This window comes from Burkholderia sp. L27(2015) (assembly GCF_009765705.1).
Taxonomy (GTDB): Bacteria; Pseudomonadota; Gammaproteobacteria; order Burkholderiales; family Burkholderiaceae; genus LMUX01.
On the sequence record NZ_LMUX01000016.1, the window covers coordinates 956,437 to 972,984 of the forward strand.

Genomic DNA, 16,548 nt, shown 5'->3' on the forward strand with positions numbered 1-16,548 from the left:
AAACAATGAAAATATGTCGCTTGATGAATATTAGCGCGACTTCCACACTCCGGGCTATTCAATTTTGGAGCTCGACATGGCCCGCACTCACATTCTTGGTTTTCCTCGTATCGGCGCTCACCGTGAACTCAAATTTGCTCAGGAGTCGTTTTGGCGCGGCGAATCCAAGGAAGCCGAGCTGCTGGACATTGCCAAAGTGCTGCGTCAACGCCACTGGAACCTGCAGCGAGCGGCGAAACTGGATTTCGTGAGCGTCGGCGATTTCGCGTATTACGACCAGATGCTGAACCTGAGCGCGCTGCTCGGTGCGCTGCCGCAGCGCTTCGAGTTCGAGGCCGCCAAGCTCACGCTCACGCAATACTATGAACTGGCGCGAGGCAACAAGGCGCAGCCGGCGATGGAGATGACGAAGTGGTTCGACACAAACTATCACTATCTCGTGCCGGAACTCGGCCCCGAAACCGCATTCGAGGGCGGCGTCGAATGGTTCTTCGACGAGATCGACGAAGCATTGGCGCTGGGCTTACCGGTCAAACCGGTGCTGATCGGACCGGTCACCTATCTGTGGTTGTCGAAAACGCATGTGCCCGGTTTTGACCGGCTGACCTTGTTGCCCCAGCTCGTCGCCGCATACGCTCGCATCCTGGCGCAGCTGCAAGCTCGTGGCGTGGAGTGGGTGCAGCTCGACGAGCCCGCGTTGTGCCTGGAGCTCGACGGACGGTGGCGGGCGGCCTATGCCACGGCATACGAGGGACTGGCGTCGTTGGAGGCGAAGGGCGCGGATGCGCAGTCGTTGGCTGCAGGGTCGTCGGGGGCAGGAACATTTGCCACAAGCGCATTGGCGGCGGCATCGACCACAAGCGCATCGGCCGCGGCATCGACCGCAAAAGCGTCGCGCGTGAAACTATTGCTAGCCACCTACTTCGAAACTGCGGCGGACCATGCCGAGCTGGTCGCGAAGTTACCGATCCACGGCGTGCACATCGATCTCGTGCGTGCCCCGCAGCAATTGGAAGCGTGGCGCGCGGCGCTGTCGAGTCAGACCGTACTGTCGGTTGGCGTGGTCGATGGCCGCAATATCTGGCGCGCGGACTTGAGCTACATCGTCAAATCGCTCCGGACCTTGCAGACCGAACTCGGCGATCGCCTTTGGATTGCCCCGTCTTGCTCATTGCTGCACGTTCCCGTGTCGCTCGAAGCCGAGAAAAAACTCGATGCGGAAATCAAGTCATGGCTGGCCTACGCGAGCGAAAAGCTCGCTGAAATCCGCGTGATCGGGCAAGCGTTGAACGAGGGCAACGATGCTGTGGCCAAACAATTGGTGCTCGCCGACATTGCTCTCGCCAGCCGCCGTTCGTCGGCGCGCGTGGTCAACGATGTCGTGCAAAAGCGCGTGGCCGCTGTAACGGACGCCATGGCCGAGCGCAAGAGCGACTTCGCCCAGCGTAACCTGCGTCAGCGCGAGGCATTGCAGTTGCCCTTGTTGCCGACCACGACGATAGGCTCGTTCCCGCAAACCGCGGCGATCCGGCAGACGCGCGCTGCGTACAAGCGCGCGGAATTGAGCGCACTCGACTACCTCGAACGCATACGCGCCGAAATCGAACTTGCGGTGCGCAAGCAGGAAGCGCTTGGGCTCGACGTGCTTGTGCACGGCGAAGCGGAGCGTAACGACATGGTCGAGTATTTCGGCGAACAACTATGGGGCTATGCGTTCACGGAGAACGGTTGGGTGCAGAGCTACGGTTCACGATGCGTCAAGCCGCCTATCATTTACGGCGACGTGTACCGCCCCGAGCCGATGACCGTCGACACGACGCAGTATGCGCAATCGCTGACGGACCGCCCGATGAAGGGCATGCTGACCGGCCCCGTCACGATGCTGCAGTGGTCTTTCGTGCGTGACGATCAACCGCGCTCAGTCACCGCCTTGCAATTGGCGCTGGCGATCCGTGCCGAAGTGAGCGACCTGGAAAAGGTCGGCATCCGCGTGATCCAGATCGATGAGCCGGCTTTCCGCGAAGGTCTGCCGTTGCGCAAGGGCGATTGGGCGGCCTATCTGAAGTGGGCCGTCAATGTGTTCAAGATCTCCGCGGCATCGGTCGCCGACGAGACGCAGATCCACACCCATATGTGCTATTCGGAATTCAACGACATCCTGCCGTCCATCGCCGCAATGGACGCGGACGTGATTACGATCGAGACCTCGCGCTCTGCGATGGAACTGCTAGACGGGTTCGGCGCATTCGAATACCCCAACGAGATCGGACCGGGCGTGTACGACATCCACTCGCCGCGCGTGCCCAGTGTCGAAGCGATGGAAACCTTGCTTGAACGAGCATGCCAAGTGATTCCGGCACAGCGGCTGTGGGTGAATCCGGACTGCGGTTTGAAAACGCGTGGCTGGGCGGAAACCGAAGAGGCGTTAAGCAATATGGTGCAAGCCGCGCGGACGCTGCGCGCGAAGCTTGCCGCGGACGTTGCGAACGGGTGAGATGATGTTCCGTGAACCGCGTCTATTAACCCTCGTTATGCGGCGCGGTTACTCGGAGGGCTGGTACGCAAGCTCGCGGAGAACTTGCGTCGGGCCCGAAGTTGCCCCCGGGATTACCGCTGAAGTTGCCCCTGACTCGACGGGGTTTTCGAGCAGAGTGGCTGCGTCGTCCACCCGATTCGCCCGATTCGCCCGACTAGCCCGACTAGCCCGACTAGCCCGACTCGTTCGACTAGCCCGAGTTGTGCCGACCAGCATGCGCCAGTCGAGCTTGGGAAACACCGCCTCGGATAGAGCGCTGTCAGGCGAAAGATTGTTGACGACGATGCCGCGCGCACGCAGCAATTGCGCGGCGTGGAAAAAGGACGGTTCGATTCGAACGGCAAACGCGTGATCGAGGCCACTGGGCTGCATGTTCTCGGCCGTCTCATAGAAGCGCGGCGTGCTTGCGGCGTTGCGCAAGTCGAGTCCGTGCAGGTAAATGGAGCGAAAGCCCAGCCAGGTCAGGATTTGCAACGCGACATACGCGACCGTGCCGACATCGAAAAAGCCCCGCGCCAGATCGAAGCTATAGCCGAGGCCGGCGTGTCGATCGAACGGGCATAGGCGGTGCGTCTCGTCGTCGCTCGCCAACGTATGGATGGCTTCGCTGGACAACGCCGGCAGGAAGCTCGGCTCGCGCAGATCCTCGATCAAGCACAGGCGACAGCGCACGGCCGAGAGCGGCATGCGCTGCAGGATGAACCACAGTACGAGCGGCGTGACGAATAAGGTCAGGTCGGCGCTGACGATGCGTGCCACCAGATCCATGCGTTGCCTGATGAAGTTCGTATCGATGATGCAGTAGTACTCGAAACGCACGGGTTGAGTGTCCTGCAGCGCGATGGCGCCATTCACGCCGATCGCATGCTCCATGCTCAACTGCTGATAGTCGATTGTGGCAATGGAGGGGCCGCTTGCGATCAAATGCGCGCGCGAACCCGGGCGCAGCAACGCGGCTCCTGGATACGGCGCACCGTTCCACAACGACAACGGTGTGCCGCGATACCAGCACGCGGCGATCTGGCCTGCCGCGTTTCTTTGAATCCGCAAGTCACGCCACAACCGGGCGCTATGGCGATAGGGGCGCCCGTGCAACGCGCGATACATCAGCCGCAGCATGTTGCCGCGAAGCTTGCGCAGGAAAGGGACCTCGACGGCAAAATCGGGTTGCTGACCCGGAAAAAATGAAGCCGTGCCCATGACGTTGTTCCGATTCAAAACCAATAGCCTGCATGGTAGGAACACGGGTGCATCGGCACAACGCCACTTGATTTCAAAATATGAAAAAAGGGGGGGCTTGAAATGCGGCGTAAATAATCTTCGGGTAGATGGGCCGATTACGGATCGATTGATTCCGTTTGGCTTGAGGGCAGCTTACGGCGTGATGAACGAGGAGGTTGTTGCGTAAACGTTCGGTAAGTAATATTTGCCCACGATTTTTCTAGCTCAGTTCATCAACACACGTTCGACGAGATATCGTCTCGATGCGAGTGCGCCATTGATGCAATAGGGCGCGTCGATCACGCGTAGCCGCTGACGCGAACGGGCCGGTCCACGGTTACCCACAGTCCACCCCGCGCAATCAGATAGAATTCCCACTCGACGGCATGCATCGCAAATCCGCTCTGCGACCAAAGCATGCAGCAGACCACGTCGAACGAACTCACAAGCTAACGCGAGAAAAAATCCGATGAAGACGCTGACCTTCGTGCGTCATGCGCAAAGCGTGGCCAATGCTGGAGGCGTGACCATGGTGCACGACGCTATTCCGCTATCCGAGCTTGGGGTTCTGCAAGCGCGTGAGTTGGCCACGCTGCTCAAGCCCAAACCGGCGTCCGTACAGGTATCGTGTTTCATTCGTACACGCCTGACTGCGGATCCTTTCTGCGAACGATGTTCGCAGCAGATCGAGGTCAACCCCTACCTCCACGAATTCTCCCTGATCGACCCCGCGCTGATCGAAGGGCTGGACGGCGAGCAACGCAAGCCGTTCGTCAAAGCGTATTGGGACGATCCGGACCCGCATCGACGTCACGGCGCCGAGTCGGACACCTTTGCCGAATTCGCGGCACGCGTGGGTGAGTTCCTCGAACAGATGGACACATTACCCGATGGCACGGTCATTTTCGGACATGGCATCTGGTTTGCCCTTTTGCTTTGGCGGTTGCTGGGCTATCGTGTCATTGACACCGCCGACATGCGCGCTTTCCGACGCTTTCAGTTGGGCTTGCCGATGCCGAATTGCGCGGTGTTCACCCTGGTTGGCGTGGGTGACGGGCGCTGGAGCGTGCAGGCCAACACCGAAATTGCACGGCATATCGCGGTCGTATCGCAGGCTTATCGTGACCGTGTTGCAGCTGCGCAGTTAAACCAGGTGCCGATGAAATAAACCCCGAAGGAGAGCCGAGATGAAAAACAATCCCGTTGGCTGGTTTGAAATCTATGTGCAAGACCTCGATCGCGCGAAGACGTTTTACGAGTCCGTATTCCAGCTCAAGCTGGAAAAGCTGAACACGCCGGAGGTGGCGATATGGGCGTTCCCGATGGACATGGAGCGTTGGGGCGCCGGAGGGGCGTTGGTCAAGATGGACGGCTTCCCTTCAGGCGGTAACAGCGTCCTGGTCTACTTCGGCTGCGAAGACTGCTCCGTGGAGGCCGCCCGTGCGGTGCAATCAGGTGGACGGATACAGCGCGAAAAAATGTCGATAGGCGAATACGGCTTTATCTCGCTGGTGTTCGACACCGAAGGCAATATGATAGGCCTGCATTCACTGCAATAAGATGGTCGCGACGCTTGGAGTCGAGGGATGACTTAGCGAGCGTCGCGATTGTCTACAGCGTAACCGTTCCTCGCCCGATCTCGACAACCTTGCCACCCACGTGGATGGCGCCGTCGGCCGTCACCGAGAGCCGGAGCCGGCAAGGGCGGTTCACGGCTTCCCCTTGATCGATCTCATACTCGGCCGGCAGCGAATAGCCGTTTGCGATAAGCCAGCCGCCCAGGTTGGCGCACGCCGAGCCCGTACCCGGGTCTTCGGCGACGCCTGCACCTTGCGTCGTGAAAAAGTAGCGTGACAATATACGTCCCGGCCGCTCGCCATCAAACGCAAACACATAAGCCGTCTTGCGTGCGAGGCTGCTCTGAGGCCAGGCATCGAGGCGCGCGCTGTCGGGCCGCGCTCGACGAACAGCGTCCGTGCTGCGCAGTGCCACCAGCAACTGATCGGCGCCTGTGTCCACCCATAACGGTGAGGTGAGCAAGTCCTGCTCGCTCAAGCCCAGCAGCGACGCAACCTCGGCATCAGCCAGGGTTTCGGGCTTGGTCTTGGGGCCGCCCGCCGACGGCGCGGTAAAAGTCCACACGTCGCCCTGAGCGAAAACGGGCACGACCCCGGCCTTGAATTCGAGCTTCAGCGCGTCGCCCGTGTGCGCGAGATCGCGCACCACATGCGCCGTACCCAGCGTGGGATGGCCGGCAAACGGCATCTCATAGCCGGGGGTAAAGATGCGCACACGCGCATGGGCGCGTTGGGATGGCAGGATGAAAGTGGTTTCGGAGAGGTTGAACTGCAGCGCGAGTGCCTGCATGGTGGCATCGTCCATGCCGCGAGCGTCTTCAAACACGCACAGCGGATTGCCGCCGAAAGTGGATTGCGCAAAGACGTTGAGTAGCCGGAAGGCGTAAGTCGTCATGGTCGCTTTGTCGTCCTTTATCGTCGCTGATGTGGGGTGGGGGCAGGGCCATCGTGCCGCTCATCGTATTGCTTCCCGACGATTATAGATCGCCCCTGATTTTCAAGGCTTGAGTTCCAGATCGTCGAAACGGCGCCATTTATAGAAGGCCAGCGACAAGACCCAGCTCAGGACGAACACACCGATGATGAAAAAGCCGATGGTGCCGAAGTTATCATTCAGGCTCCCCATGGCATTCCAGAATCGCCCGGTCAGATGCATTTGATCCGCCAGCAGCCCGAGCGCCTCGATACTCCCCACCAGCAGCGCAACAAGCACCGACACAAAAGTAATCGTCATGTTGTAGTAGAGCTTGCGTATCGGTTTGATGAACGCCCAACCGTAGGCGCCGAGCATCAGGATGCTATCGGTCGTGTCGATCAGCGACATGCCGGCGGTAAACAGCGCAGGGAAAATCAGGATCGACCAGATCGACATCCCACTTGAAGCCTGTGCCGCGGAAATGCCAAGCAGACCGATCTCGGTCGCGGTATCGAAGCCGAGGCCGAACAGCACGCCCAACGGATACATATGCCAACTGCGCGTAATGATCCTGAACATCGGACGGAAAATCCGCGCCAGAAGACCCCGGTTGGCAAGCAACAGATTGAAGTCTTCTTCAACATACGGGTGACCGTCGCGCACACGCTTGAATGCCTTGTAGACCGAGCGCAAGACGGCCAGATTGATCAGCGCGATGATCAGCAAAAAGAATGCGGACACCAGCGTGCCGATCACGCCCCCGACTTCCTTAACCGAATCGAGTTGATCTTTAAGCGCCAGCGCGGTGGCGGCAATCGCGACGCAGGCCAGGATCACCACCGTGGAGTGCCCTAGCGAAAACATGAAGCCGACTGCGACAGGGCGCTTGCCGTCTTGCATCAGTTTGCGCGTCACGTTGTCGATGGCGGCGATATGATCGGCGTCGACAGCATGCCGCAGGCCGAAGCTGTAAGCGAGAAAAGCCGTGCCCATCAGCAGCGGAAAGTGTCTGAATGCGATGAATGCCCATCCCCAAGCCACGAGATTGAATACGAGTAGTAGCGCGTACATCCCGATAATCTTGCCTTTGACGTCGGCGGACGCGTCGTTGAATAACGCTTGCACTAAATGGCGCATGAGCTTTCCTGGCACTGTAAGAAGCGATAGCTTACAGGCAAGCCGCTTTCGACCTGGCGCAATCAAAATATTTTTTATTGAAGCACTCGCGCGTGGAACGCAGAGAGGAACGCAGAGACACCCTACAGCAGACGCACTGGATGGGCACGGTCGCGGCCACCGCCCGGCCATACCCGCAAAATGGGGCGTCAACACCACTGTTGAGTTTTTGGGCATACTGATTGAGCGGCTCGCGCGGTACCGGTGGGCCCGTTTTCCCCTTCAACCACCTTACGGAACCCTCATGTCCTATCGTACGAAATTTAGCGTCGTAGTCGCCGCTCTTGCGTTTTCAGGCGCGGCACTGGCCCAGGCCCCGGCCGCCCAGGTTGTCCGGCTGCGCGGCAACATCGTGTCGCTGAACGGCGATACGATGATGGTTCACCGCAACAGCGGCGACACCGTGTCGGTGGCGCTTGCACCTAATGTGCAGTTGGGCGCGGTCAAGAATATCAAGCTCTCGGATATCAAGCCGGGTTCGTTCATCGGCACGGCGGCAATCACCGGCCAGGACGGCAAGATGACGGCGACCGAAGTGCACGTGTTTGCCGAGTCGGCCCGTGGCACCGGCGAAGGGCATCGCGCTTTCGATCTGGGCCCCAACAGCACAATGACGAATGCGAATGTCGATTCGGTGGTGCAATCCTCGAACGGGCGCGAACTCACGCTCTCGTATAAAGGTGGCAGCAATACGATAACCGTGCCCGCCAATGTGCCGGTGGTGGCGTTTATCTCGGCGGATCGGGCGGATCTGACGCCAGGCAAGAAAGTGATCGTTACGGCGACGCCGGCCGCGGGCGGCACGTTCACCACGCAGCGCATCCTGGTGGAGAAGGATGGCGTTGCTCCGCCGATGTAATGCCCGGCCTCGAAGCGCGCTCATTCCCCGTGCTCATTTCGAGGCGTTGTCGCACAACACCGAAGCTTTGGCGATCCAGTCGTGCTAAGTGCGCTCATGATGGGAGCTCTGCTGTATCACTGCCTCATCAGCACTTGCGACGGCACCACTTGCGACGGGCCCCCATACATGGCGATAAAGACGTCAGTCAGCGCGCGTACGCGGCTCAAGCGTGGGGTAAAGCGACCATTGATCGCCCTGGTCGCCCACCTTCCCGAGAGTGTGCAGCGTGTCTTGTTCGTGCCCCGCGTTCGACGGGTCGCCATTCATATCCCCATATTGCGAGGCGTGTATTCAGGGTGCTTTCGTCGACATCCGATCGATCTGATGCACGGCACCGAAACGAGCGGCTTCGTCGATGCCGACCAACTACAGCCCGACGCAGCCTTGGCCAGCGAACTCAACCCCTACATGGGTTCGCAACCTAGCATCGTGCGCCGCGCGATGCAAACGCTGGGCGAGACGAACGGCTACACCTTCGTCGATATCGGCTGCGGCAAGGGGCGCGCGTTGATCGTTGCAACGGAATTCGACTTCGATGCGATTGTCGGTTACGACATCAGCGCCGAACTGGTTCGTATCGCCAATGAGAACGCGGCGGTCATGGCGCGACGTTACCCCGAGCGCACACCGATCCGCGCGCTCAAGGCGAACATCAGCGAGCCCTCGTTGCCGGTGGGCAAGCTGGTGGTGTTCCTATACAACCCGTTCGGCACGCCGCTCATGGCGGCGCTACTCAAAACGCTGGAAGCGGGTATAGCCGCGGGCGAGCTCGAACATTTCTTTATCGTCTACGACAATCCAGTCTGTGGTCATGTGTTTGATACTTCGCGTGCCGTGACACGCTGGTTTGCCGGCGCTTACCCCTACGAGCGCGGCGAGATCGGGTATGGACCTTTGGATGAAGAGGCTGTCGTCATTTGGCAAAGCGTGCGTGGTGCGCGGCCCTGTGAATTTTCCGATCGCGAGCGGACGATTCGGGTCAAGGACCGGCTGCATGCGAGCCTCGACTGACTGGGGCGTTTGCTAAGCGAATTGCGCGGGGTGAGCGCGCGGATTGAAGGGCGGTTAAAGTAGAGGCGTTTCGATATGAGCGGCATTCGGGCGGCATCGATCCGCACCCGCTTGGCTAAAGCCGGCCCGCAGAGGCCTTATCGTCTTCGCGCTATCCTACAGGACCCGACATGAACGACCTTTCCGCTTTCGCCATCACCAAGAAGTGGCCCGCCCAGCATCCCGATCGGATTCAGCTCTATTCTTTGACTACGCCCAACGGCATCAAGGCTTCGGTCATGCTCGAAGAGACGGGCCTGCCTTACGAGCCCCATCTGGTCAGATTCGACACCAACGACCAGATGTCGCCAGAGTTTCTCACGCTCAATCCCAACAACAAGATCCCTGCGATCCTCGATCCCAATGGTCCCGATGGCCGACCGCTCGCCCTGTTCGAATCGGGGGCGATCCTGATTTATCTCGCCGATAAGACCGGAAAGTTCATCCCGCAGGATGCCGCTGGCCGCTACGAGACGATCCAGTGGCTGATGTTCCAGATGGGCGGCATCGGCCCCATGTTCGGGCAGCTCGGCTTTTTCCATAAATTCGCCGGCAAGGAGTTTCCGGACAAGCGTCCGCGAGATCGCTACGTGGCTGAAGCGAAGCGTCTGCTTGCGGTGCTAGAGGGGCGGCTGGCCACGCGTACCTGGATCATGGGCGATGCCTATACCATTGCCGATATCGCCACGTTTCCCTGGGTGCGCACGTTGACCGGCTTTTACGAAGCCAATGAGCTGGTGGGGATGGCTAGCTTCCCGAATGTCACACGTGCTCTCGATGCGTTTGTTGCACGGCCGGCGGTGGTGAAAGGGGTCGATAGTCCGAAGAGGAATTGAGCAGCCAATTGACTATCGTTTCGGTCGTCCACTGTGGATCATCGTGCGGCAAGTCGTGGCCGGCCCACGGGTGCTCGACATGCGCAGCGTGCCACTGCGTCGCGATGCGGGCAGAGCAGGCAGGGTCGACCAGGCGATCCGCCGCAGACGACAGCAATAGCGTAGGGCAGCGCGGCGCTTCGCGCTCTGCCTGAAATCGAGCCGCCGCCCAGAGTTGCCGCAGACCGTTCGCTGCGCTGACGCCTGCGGTGCGGCGAATTTCCATCCATGCCGCGATATCGTCAGCGACGGTGTCGCGCCGGTTGCAGGTGAGATCGTGCAGGCGCCGCTCGCAGTCTTGCGGATTGGTCCACGCCAGCGCGACACGACCCACGACCGGCCAGGCTGCGGGCCGCATGCGCTGCGTCAGATTGCAGAACGGGCGCATGCTGGTGTTGATGAGAACCAGCCGTTCTATCTCTTGCGGATGCCGTTGCGCCCACACGGTGGCGACCATGCCGCCCAGCGACATCGCGAGCAAGCGATAAGGCCCGGGAATACCTAACTCGGCTGCACGCGAGCGAACCAGCGTCATCATCTCGGGCACACTGAGCGGCGCTTGCACGCCTCTTTCCCTACCGTTCCCGGGGAGCTCGAGCAGGGTCACGCTGCTGCCGGCGGTGGCACCTATGGCCGCACCGACCCCCAGACTAAACTGTTCCGGAAAGACGCCCCAATGACGCGCTTCCCGCGTGAGGCCGCGCAGCAGTATCCACGCGCTCATCGCAGAGGCTTGCGTTGCCAGTGTTCCCGCGCGCGCTGCAACAACTGCAGGCGCAGCTCGCCCTGCGGTAGCCATCGGTGCGATGCAAAGGCCGCGCGGGTCAGGAAATCGAGGAAATTGGCATGTCGGCGCAAGACGCGCTCCGTACGGTGGGGTTTGGTCGGATTGAACAGGCCGAGGCGCGAGAACAGTTGGCGCGGATTCTTTTTGATCCAGAGCCAGGAGCCCAATTCCAATGTCATCGGCAGGAAGATGTTGGATGCGTGCGTCTGATCGTAGGCGCAGTCCCACAAGTCGCCGTGAAGCAGGTATTGATGGCTTTGCGGCTCGAATACATAAGCGTGGTGCGGATAGCCCTGTTCGAACATGGTCTTGAGCAGAAACATTTCAGGAAGATGCGCCATCTGCTGGTCGGTTCGCGCATAGGGAAACCAGATGCTGTCGCCCCAGCCGTAACCGGAATGGCAGTCGAGCGCGAAACTAAGCGGTCGCGTCAGCAGTTCCTGCTTCACGACCTCCAGCAAAGCGGCACTCTCAACTTCCATCGAACCGTATCTCGCCCCGCGGTACCACGGCAACCACGGACCGATGCGTTGACCGCCGGCGAGAAACGGCACGCGGCCTTCGGCATTTTGCGGTGCGTTGCGCATGAGGTCGACGCCATTCGGGTTCGAGCGGGTTCCCGCCCACATCCCGCCGGGGTTCACGATAGGCATGAAGACCAGACGTACCATGCGCAACTGGTCATGTAGCAATGTGTCCCATTCGAGACGTCGCAGCAGGGCACGCATGTAGTCGAGGATCAACTGCGTTCCGATGCGCTCGAGCCCATGGACGCCGCCGAAAAAGCCGATGGCCGGCGCGTTGGGGTCGCTCGATCCTATGGTTGCTGTCAAGACGGGGAATGATCGCGTGCCGGCCCGTACGTTGCAAACCGTGCGCTGTTCGAACCGGTCGCCGCCCGCGGTCAGTATGGCCTCGAGTTCGTCGAATTCTGCGAAGCTGTCCGGGCCAGCGCGTAACGGGCTCATGGCTGCGCCTTTTTTTTGTCACAGGTTGCGCGAGCAGCGGCGAGGGGCCATCTCGGTTCGCCTCGGTTCGCCTCGGTTCGATTAGACCGCTTCAATTCGTCCGCGAATTGGAAAATGAGTATATAGCGGATGTTTGCTTCGGAACATAAGAAAATCCCTGAGAAAACAACCCGCTAACTATGCGAGCCGACCCACGAGTCGGCCCACGAACCGACCTTATAAAACGGATTGCCACAAAACTGTCACATCGCGCAGTAAGCCGTGAGCTTATGGAAGGTTTGGATTGCGCGAAACCGGTTGTCCTTGCGCCTTCTTTTCCGCGCGTTGAATGTCGGTCGGGTATTGCGTGTCATCTCCGCCCGGGTGATAGCCGTTTTGTTCGAGGGTCTTGAGCTCTTGTTTTTGCTCTGCGCGGGTGGTAGTGCTGGTTGTGCCACTGCCGGTCTGTGCATACGTCGGGGGACAAATCAGTAACGTGCTTAACATGGCGACGGGTATAGCCCTGATAGCGATAAGGTGATTGCGGGTCATTTTCGAGCTCCGATTGGTGACGGCCCGAGCCTATGCAGCAAGGCGCGCGCCTGACATGCGCGGGGGCGTCCGAAGCGCGACCCGCGTACCAACCAAGGAAAATAACTTTTCGGGATTTTTTTGGCTGTACGCTGGTCTACTTAATCTGGGATTTATTTTGCAACATCCTGGCTTACGTAAATTCCCATGGGGCCAGCTTCCCTCATGGTTGGAACGAGTACTTACAAAACGAGTGCTTGCAATGCGTGCCCATCACCGAAAAAGCGAAGAAAGCGACCGCGCGAAACCTGCGAGTGTGAGTGCTGCGAGCCTCAGTACTGGGAGCCTCACTACCACGAGGGCTTGCAAGGTCAGCGCGGAGTTGCGGCGCGCCAATTTGCTGCGTTGGCTCAAAGACCACGACGTGGCATTCCGCGGCAGCAGCGACTTGCGTCAGCTCAAACCCAACGCAGCATTTGGCGACCGGACTGCACGCCGGCTCGAAAGGAATTACGGAATGGGCATGGGCTATCTCGACCAACCAATCAATCCCGCGCTAGGGCAGCTATACCCGTCGGACTGGGACGTCTTGCCCCAGGATTTGAGGGAAGTCACGCTGGCCGTAGGCGCACGCTATAACTCCGAGTCGATCGCTTCAGCGGCGGAGCGCGAAAGCGATCCCATTTTCGATGTGCTGCACGGTCGTGGTTCGCGCACGGGCGGTTGTTAGCCCCCCTCTAGCGCTCGGGCCTATCCAGGTGTATCCGGGACTATCCGGATCTAGTCGCGGCGGGGCGGCGATGACCCGATCGCGGTCGGGGGTTCGATAACCCGATCGAGCTTGCCCCATCTCACCAGGATCGTTTCAATCGCATGCGCATAGCTGTCGCGTTTGTCCGGCGTTTCCGAATGGTAGGCGCCGACCGCCTGCCAAGTGTTGCCGTATTTGATCATTTTCTGTTTCAACAGCCACGCGGCGACATAGACGTTCACGCATTCATCGTACAAGGCGGCCGGCCGTATGCCGTATCCCGCCAATCTGGCGAAATGAATCGAGTTGATCTGCAGCGAGCCGACGTCGATTGTGCCGTTGGCGTTGGCGTGGATGGCGGCAGCGTGATTGTGCGATTCCTGCCATGCGATCGCGTGGAGAATCAGCGGATTGACATGCTGGTAGACCGCCGCGTCCTCGTAGCAGTCGGCCGCCACCGCGCTGCGGCAGCACAGCGCCAGCAGCAACAGGGTGTAGGCAACGACGTGACGCAGCATGGAATTCTCTCTCGTGAGCGAGCCGTCAGTTCGGTCGGTCTGGCGGGTCTGCCCGGTTGGCCCGACAGCGGACGATCGTACGGACGATAGTGCCAAGTGCCGGTCACAGTAGCGTTGCTATGTGACACTCATGCCATGCAATGCTTACAAAAACATTTGGCAACATTACAGTCGTTGCCCTTTTTGTTAGGCGGATTGACGGCTGCGCTATCTGCTCGCCGACCGCGTAGGTTCGATCTGGACCTATCGCGTCCCTAGTTATATTTCTGTCACAGAGCACTGATACGATTCGGTCCCTTCACCGTCCCTTCGCCGCGTGGACAATTTGCTGTCCTCCTGGTCGTCGATAACCGGATCGGTCTTGCGCGGGTCTTGCGCGGGTCTTGCATATTTATCGGCACTTTGCCTCTGTTCATGACTCTATCCAGCCTCGTTGTACGTCGTACGTTTTGCAGCTTGTTTTGTCGTCTGTTCCGCGGCCTGTTTTGCAGCCTGTTGCTCGTGACGCTGGCGACAGTGCAACTCGCCCACGCGCAGGTGACGTTGAACTTCGTCAATGCCGACATCGATCAGGTTGCCAAAGCAATCGGGCAAGCCACGGGGCAGACCATCATCGTCGACCCGCGCGTCAAAGGTCAGCTCAACCTGGTCGCCGATCAACCGATGGCCGACGAGAAAGCCATCAAGACGCTGGAGTCCGCGCTGCGCATGCAAGGTTTTGCGTTGCTGCAAGACCATGGCGTGATGAAGGTCGTGCCCGAGACCGACGCGAAGTTGCAAGGTGTGCCGACCTATGTCGGCAACAGCCCGGTGGTCAGCGGCGATCAAGTCATCACCCAGGTATTCCAGCTGCACCATGAATCGGCGAACAACCTGCTGGGTGTGCTGCGCCCGCTCGTTTCGCCCAACAACGCGATCGCCGCCTACCCAGGCAACAACACGCTGGTGGTGACCGACTATGCGGATAACGTCAAACGCATCGCCGCCATCATCGCCGGCGTGGACGGTGCGTCGACGCAGAACAGCGACATCGTGCAACTGAAGCACGCCAATGTTCTCGATCTCGCCTCGCTGCTGCAAAAGCTGCTCGATCCGACCACGCTCGGCGAAACGGACACGACGCTCAAGGTCACGGTGCAAGCGGATACCCGCACGAATTCCTTGTTGCTGCGCGCCTCGAGCGAGTCCCGCCTGCGCGAAGCCGAAGCGCTGATAGCCAAGCTCGACGTCGCGACCCGCGAGCCCGGCAACATGCATGTCGTGCAACTGCGGCAAGCCGATGCGACGGAATTGGCCAAGACGCTGCGCGGCATGCTGGGTCAGTCCAGCGGCAGCGATAGCAACAGCAGCGCCAAAAGCGACTTCAACAAGAGCGACAGCAGCTCCGGCGGTGGTTCGGGCGGCAGTTCCAGCAGCGGTTCCGGCGGCAACAGCTTGGCTGCGCCGTTGCCCAGCGGTTACAGCGGGCAGGGCGGCGGGGGCGGCGGGGGTGGTGGGGGTGGTGGGGGTGGTGGCGCCAGCGGCGGCGGATCGGGCGGCGGCGCCGATAGTGGCGGTATCTCGGGCGGCTCAGGTGGCAACGCCAGCAGTATCGTGGCGCAAATCCAGGCGGATCCCGCCACCAATTCGCTGGTGATCACCGCGTCCGAACCGGTTTATGCCAACCTGCGCGCGGTCATCGACCAGCTCGATGTGCGGCGCGCCCAGGTTTATATCGAATCGCTGATTGTCGAGCTGACGCGCTCCAAGGCCGAGCAGCTCGGGGTGCAGTGGCAGGGCTTGATCGGCTCGGCGACCAACACCGCTTTGTTTGCGGGCAGCAACTTCGCTACCACCACCAGCCAGGGCATCGTCAACCTGACCGCGATCGGTAATGCGGCTGCGGCCAATGGCAGCGCGGCCAGTGCGCTGGCCAGCTCGGCGACGCTGCTCAATAACGGCTTGAACGTGGGCCTGATTCACAAATTCGGTAATGCCGTGGGCCTGGGCGCGTTGCTGCAGGCGCTGGAAAGCAACAGCGACGTCAACATCCTGTCGACGCCCAGTGTGATTACGCTCGATAACGAAGACGCCAAGGTCGTGGTAGGCCAGAACGTGCCTATCGTCACCGGTTCCTATTCGCAGACCGGCTCGTCATCGTCGGTCACGCCGTTCCAGACCTTCGATCGCGAAGACGTCGGCATTACCTTGCATGTACGCCCGCAGATTACCGAGGGCGGCATCATCAAGCTGCAGATCTACCAGGAAAGCTCGAGCGTGGTGGCCAGCACGGCCAGTGCGACGTCGGGCCCGACCATCAACAAACGTTCGGTCCAGTCGCTCGTGCTGGCCAACGACGGTCAGATCATCGTGCTCGGCGGCTTGATGCAGGACGAGTATGACAACGGCAACAGCAAAGTGCCGTTCCTGGGCAACCTGCCTGTGATTGGCAGCTTGTTTCGCACCGAGAATAAAGACCGTAACAAGACCGATCTGATGGTCTTCCTGCGTCCCGTGATCTTGCGTGACAACCAGACCACGAGCGATATTTCGATGAACCGCTACGATGCGATTCGGGCCGAAACCAATAGCTACGTTTCCGACAATCGCAACGTGCGCGATTTGAATTTCCCCGGCGTGCCGCCCGCAGTTGGGGCGGATGCGCCGGCTCACGGTGTGGGCTCGTTGATATCGACCGACGGGGGCCGCGCACCGGGTTCAGGTGTTGGCGCAGTGGATTCGAATGCAGCGGGTTCGAACGCGTCGGGTTCCAACTCGGCGGG

15 protein-coding genes are annotated in these 16,548 nt (G+C 60.2%); 8 read left to right on the forward strand and 7 right to left on the reverse strand.

Annotated features, from left to right (window positions below; all coding sequences use genetic code 11):
* Positions 1–76: 76 nt before the first annotated feature.
* Positions 77–2,494 (forward strand): 5-methyltetrahydropteroyltriglutamate--homocysteine S-methyltransferase, encoded by a 2,418-nt coding sequence (metE, locus tag GSQ77_RS12250; RefSeq protein WP_158902337.1) that lies wholly within the window; start codon positions 77–79, stop codon positions 2,492–2,494.
* A gap of 48 nt (positions 2,495–2,542) precedes the next feature.
* Here the strand turns inward: metE and GSQ77_RS12255 are convergent, their stop codons facing one another.
* Positions 2,543–3,736 carry a hypothetical protein gene (locus GSQ77_RS12255; RefSeq protein WP_158902339.1) on the reverse strand — a complete coding sequence of 398 codons (1,194 nt, stop codon included), beginning with the start codon at positions 3,734–3,736 and terminating at the stop codon, positions 2,543–2,545.
* 490 nt (positions 3,737–4,226) lie between these two features.
* Between GSQ77_RS12255 and GSQ77_RS12260 the strand changes: the two genes are divergently transcribed.
* Positions 4,227–4,925 carry a histidine phosphatase family protein gene (locus GSQ77_RS12260; protein WP_158902341.1) on the forward strand — a complete coding sequence of 233 codons (699 nt, stop codon included), beginning with the start codon at positions 4,227–4,229 and terminating at the stop codon, positions 4,923–4,925.
* A gap of 19 nt (positions 4,926–4,944) precedes the next feature.
* Positions 4,945–5,316 carry a VOC family protein gene (locus tag GSQ77_RS12265; protein WP_158902343.1) on the forward strand — a complete coding sequence of 124 codons (372 nt, stop codon included), beginning with the start codon at positions 4,945–4,947 and terminating at the stop codon, positions 5,314–5,316.
* Between the two features lie 52 nt (positions 5,317–5,368).
* On the opposite strand, the gene GSQ77_RS12270 is transcribed toward GSQ77_RS12265, so the two are convergent.
* Together GSQ77_RS12270 and GSQ77_RS12275 are read right to left on the reverse strand one after the other, a co-directional pair.
* A complete protein-coding gene (locus GSQ77_RS12270) occupies positions 5,369–6,229 on the reverse strand; it encodes a PhzF family phenazine biosynthesis protein (RefSeq protein ID WP_158902345.1) in 861 nt (286 codons plus the stop codon).
* 102 nt (positions 6,230–6,331) lie between these two features.
* Positions 6,332–7,387: a HoxN/HupN/NixA family nickel/cobalt transporter gene (locus GSQ77_RS12275; protein WP_158902347.1), complete on the reverse strand. Its 1,056-nt coding sequence runs from the start codon at positions 7,385–7,387 to the stop codon at positions 6,332–6,334.
* A gap of 283 nt (positions 7,388–7,670) precedes the next feature.
* Between GSQ77_RS12275 and GSQ77_RS12280 the strand changes: the two genes are divergently transcribed.
* The 3 genes from GSQ77_RS12280 to GSQ77_RS12290 all read left to right on the forward strand — a co-directional run bounded on the left by GSQ77_RS12280 (position 7,671) and on the right by GSQ77_RS12290 (position 10,213).
* Positions 7,671–8,285, forward strand: coding sequence for a hypothetical protein (locus GSQ77_RS12280; protein WP_158902349.1), 615 nt, complete (start codon positions 7,671–7,673; stop codon positions 8,283–8,285).
* 168 nt (positions 8,286–8,453) lie between these two features.
* Positions 8,454–9,338, forward strand: coding sequence for a hypothetical protein (locus GSQ77_RS12285; RefSeq protein WP_158902351.1), 885 nt, complete (start codon positions 8,454–8,456; stop codon positions 9,336–9,338).
* A 170-nt stretch (positions 9,339–9,508) separates the two neighbouring features.
* Positions 9,509–10,213 carry a glutathione binding-like protein gene (locus GSQ77_RS12290; protein ID WP_158902353.1) on the forward strand — a complete coding sequence of 235 codons (705 nt, stop codon included), beginning with the start codon at positions 9,509–9,511 and terminating at the stop codon, positions 10,211–10,213.
* Here GSQ77_RS12290 and GSQ77_RS12295 read toward each other — a convergent pair.
* The 3 genes from GSQ77_RS12295 to GSQ77_RS12305 form a co-directional block, all read right to left on the reverse strand.
* The gene (locus GSQ77_RS12295) at positions 10,140–10,976 is read right to left on the reverse strand and encodes an alpha/beta fold hydrolase (protein ID WP_158902355.1); all 837 of its coding nucleotides are present in this window, start codon (positions 10,974–10,976) and stop codon (positions 10,140–10,142) included. The genes GSQ77_RS12290 and GSQ77_RS12295 overlap by 74 nt on opposite strands.
* Positions 10,973–12,007: a M14 family zinc carboxypeptidase gene (locus GSQ77_RS12300; protein WP_158902357.1), complete on the reverse strand. Its 1,035-nt coding sequence runs from the start codon at positions 12,005–12,007 to the stop codon at positions 10,973–10,975. Before GSQ77_RS12300 ends, GSQ77_RS12295 begins: the two co-directional genes overlap by 4 nt.
* Positions 12,008–12,274: 267 nt before the next feature.
* On the reverse strand, positions 12,275–12,538 hold the full coding sequence (locus GSQ77_RS12305; protein ID WP_158902359.1) for a DUF4148 domain-containing protein: 264 nt from the start codon (positions 12,536–12,538) through the stop codon (positions 12,275–12,277).
* Between the two features lie 241 nt (positions 12,539–12,779).
* Here GSQ77_RS12305 and GSQ77_RS12310 point away from each other — a divergent pair, with 241 nt between their 5' ends.
* Positions 12,780–13,247: a hypothetical protein gene (locus GSQ77_RS12310; RefSeq protein ID WP_158902361.1), complete on the forward strand. Its 468-nt coding sequence runs from the start codon at positions 12,780–12,782 to the stop codon at positions 13,245–13,247.
* A 50-nt stretch (positions 13,248–13,297) separates the two neighbouring features.
* On the opposite strand, the gene GSQ77_RS12315 is transcribed toward GSQ77_RS12310, so the two are convergent.
* Entirely contained in the window at positions 13,298–13,786 is a 489-nt protein-coding gene (locus GSQ77_RS12315) for a lytic transglycosylase domain-containing protein (RefSeq protein ID WP_158902363.1), read from the reverse strand.
* Between the two features lie 414 nt (positions 13,787–14,200).
* On the opposite strand from GSQ77_RS12315, the gene gspD reads away from it, so the two are divergent.
* Positions 14,201–16,548: type II secretion system secretin GspD (gene gspD / locus GSQ77_RS12320; RefSeq protein ID WP_158902365.1), on the forward strand; the 2,348-nt coding region annotated here is incomplete at its 3' end.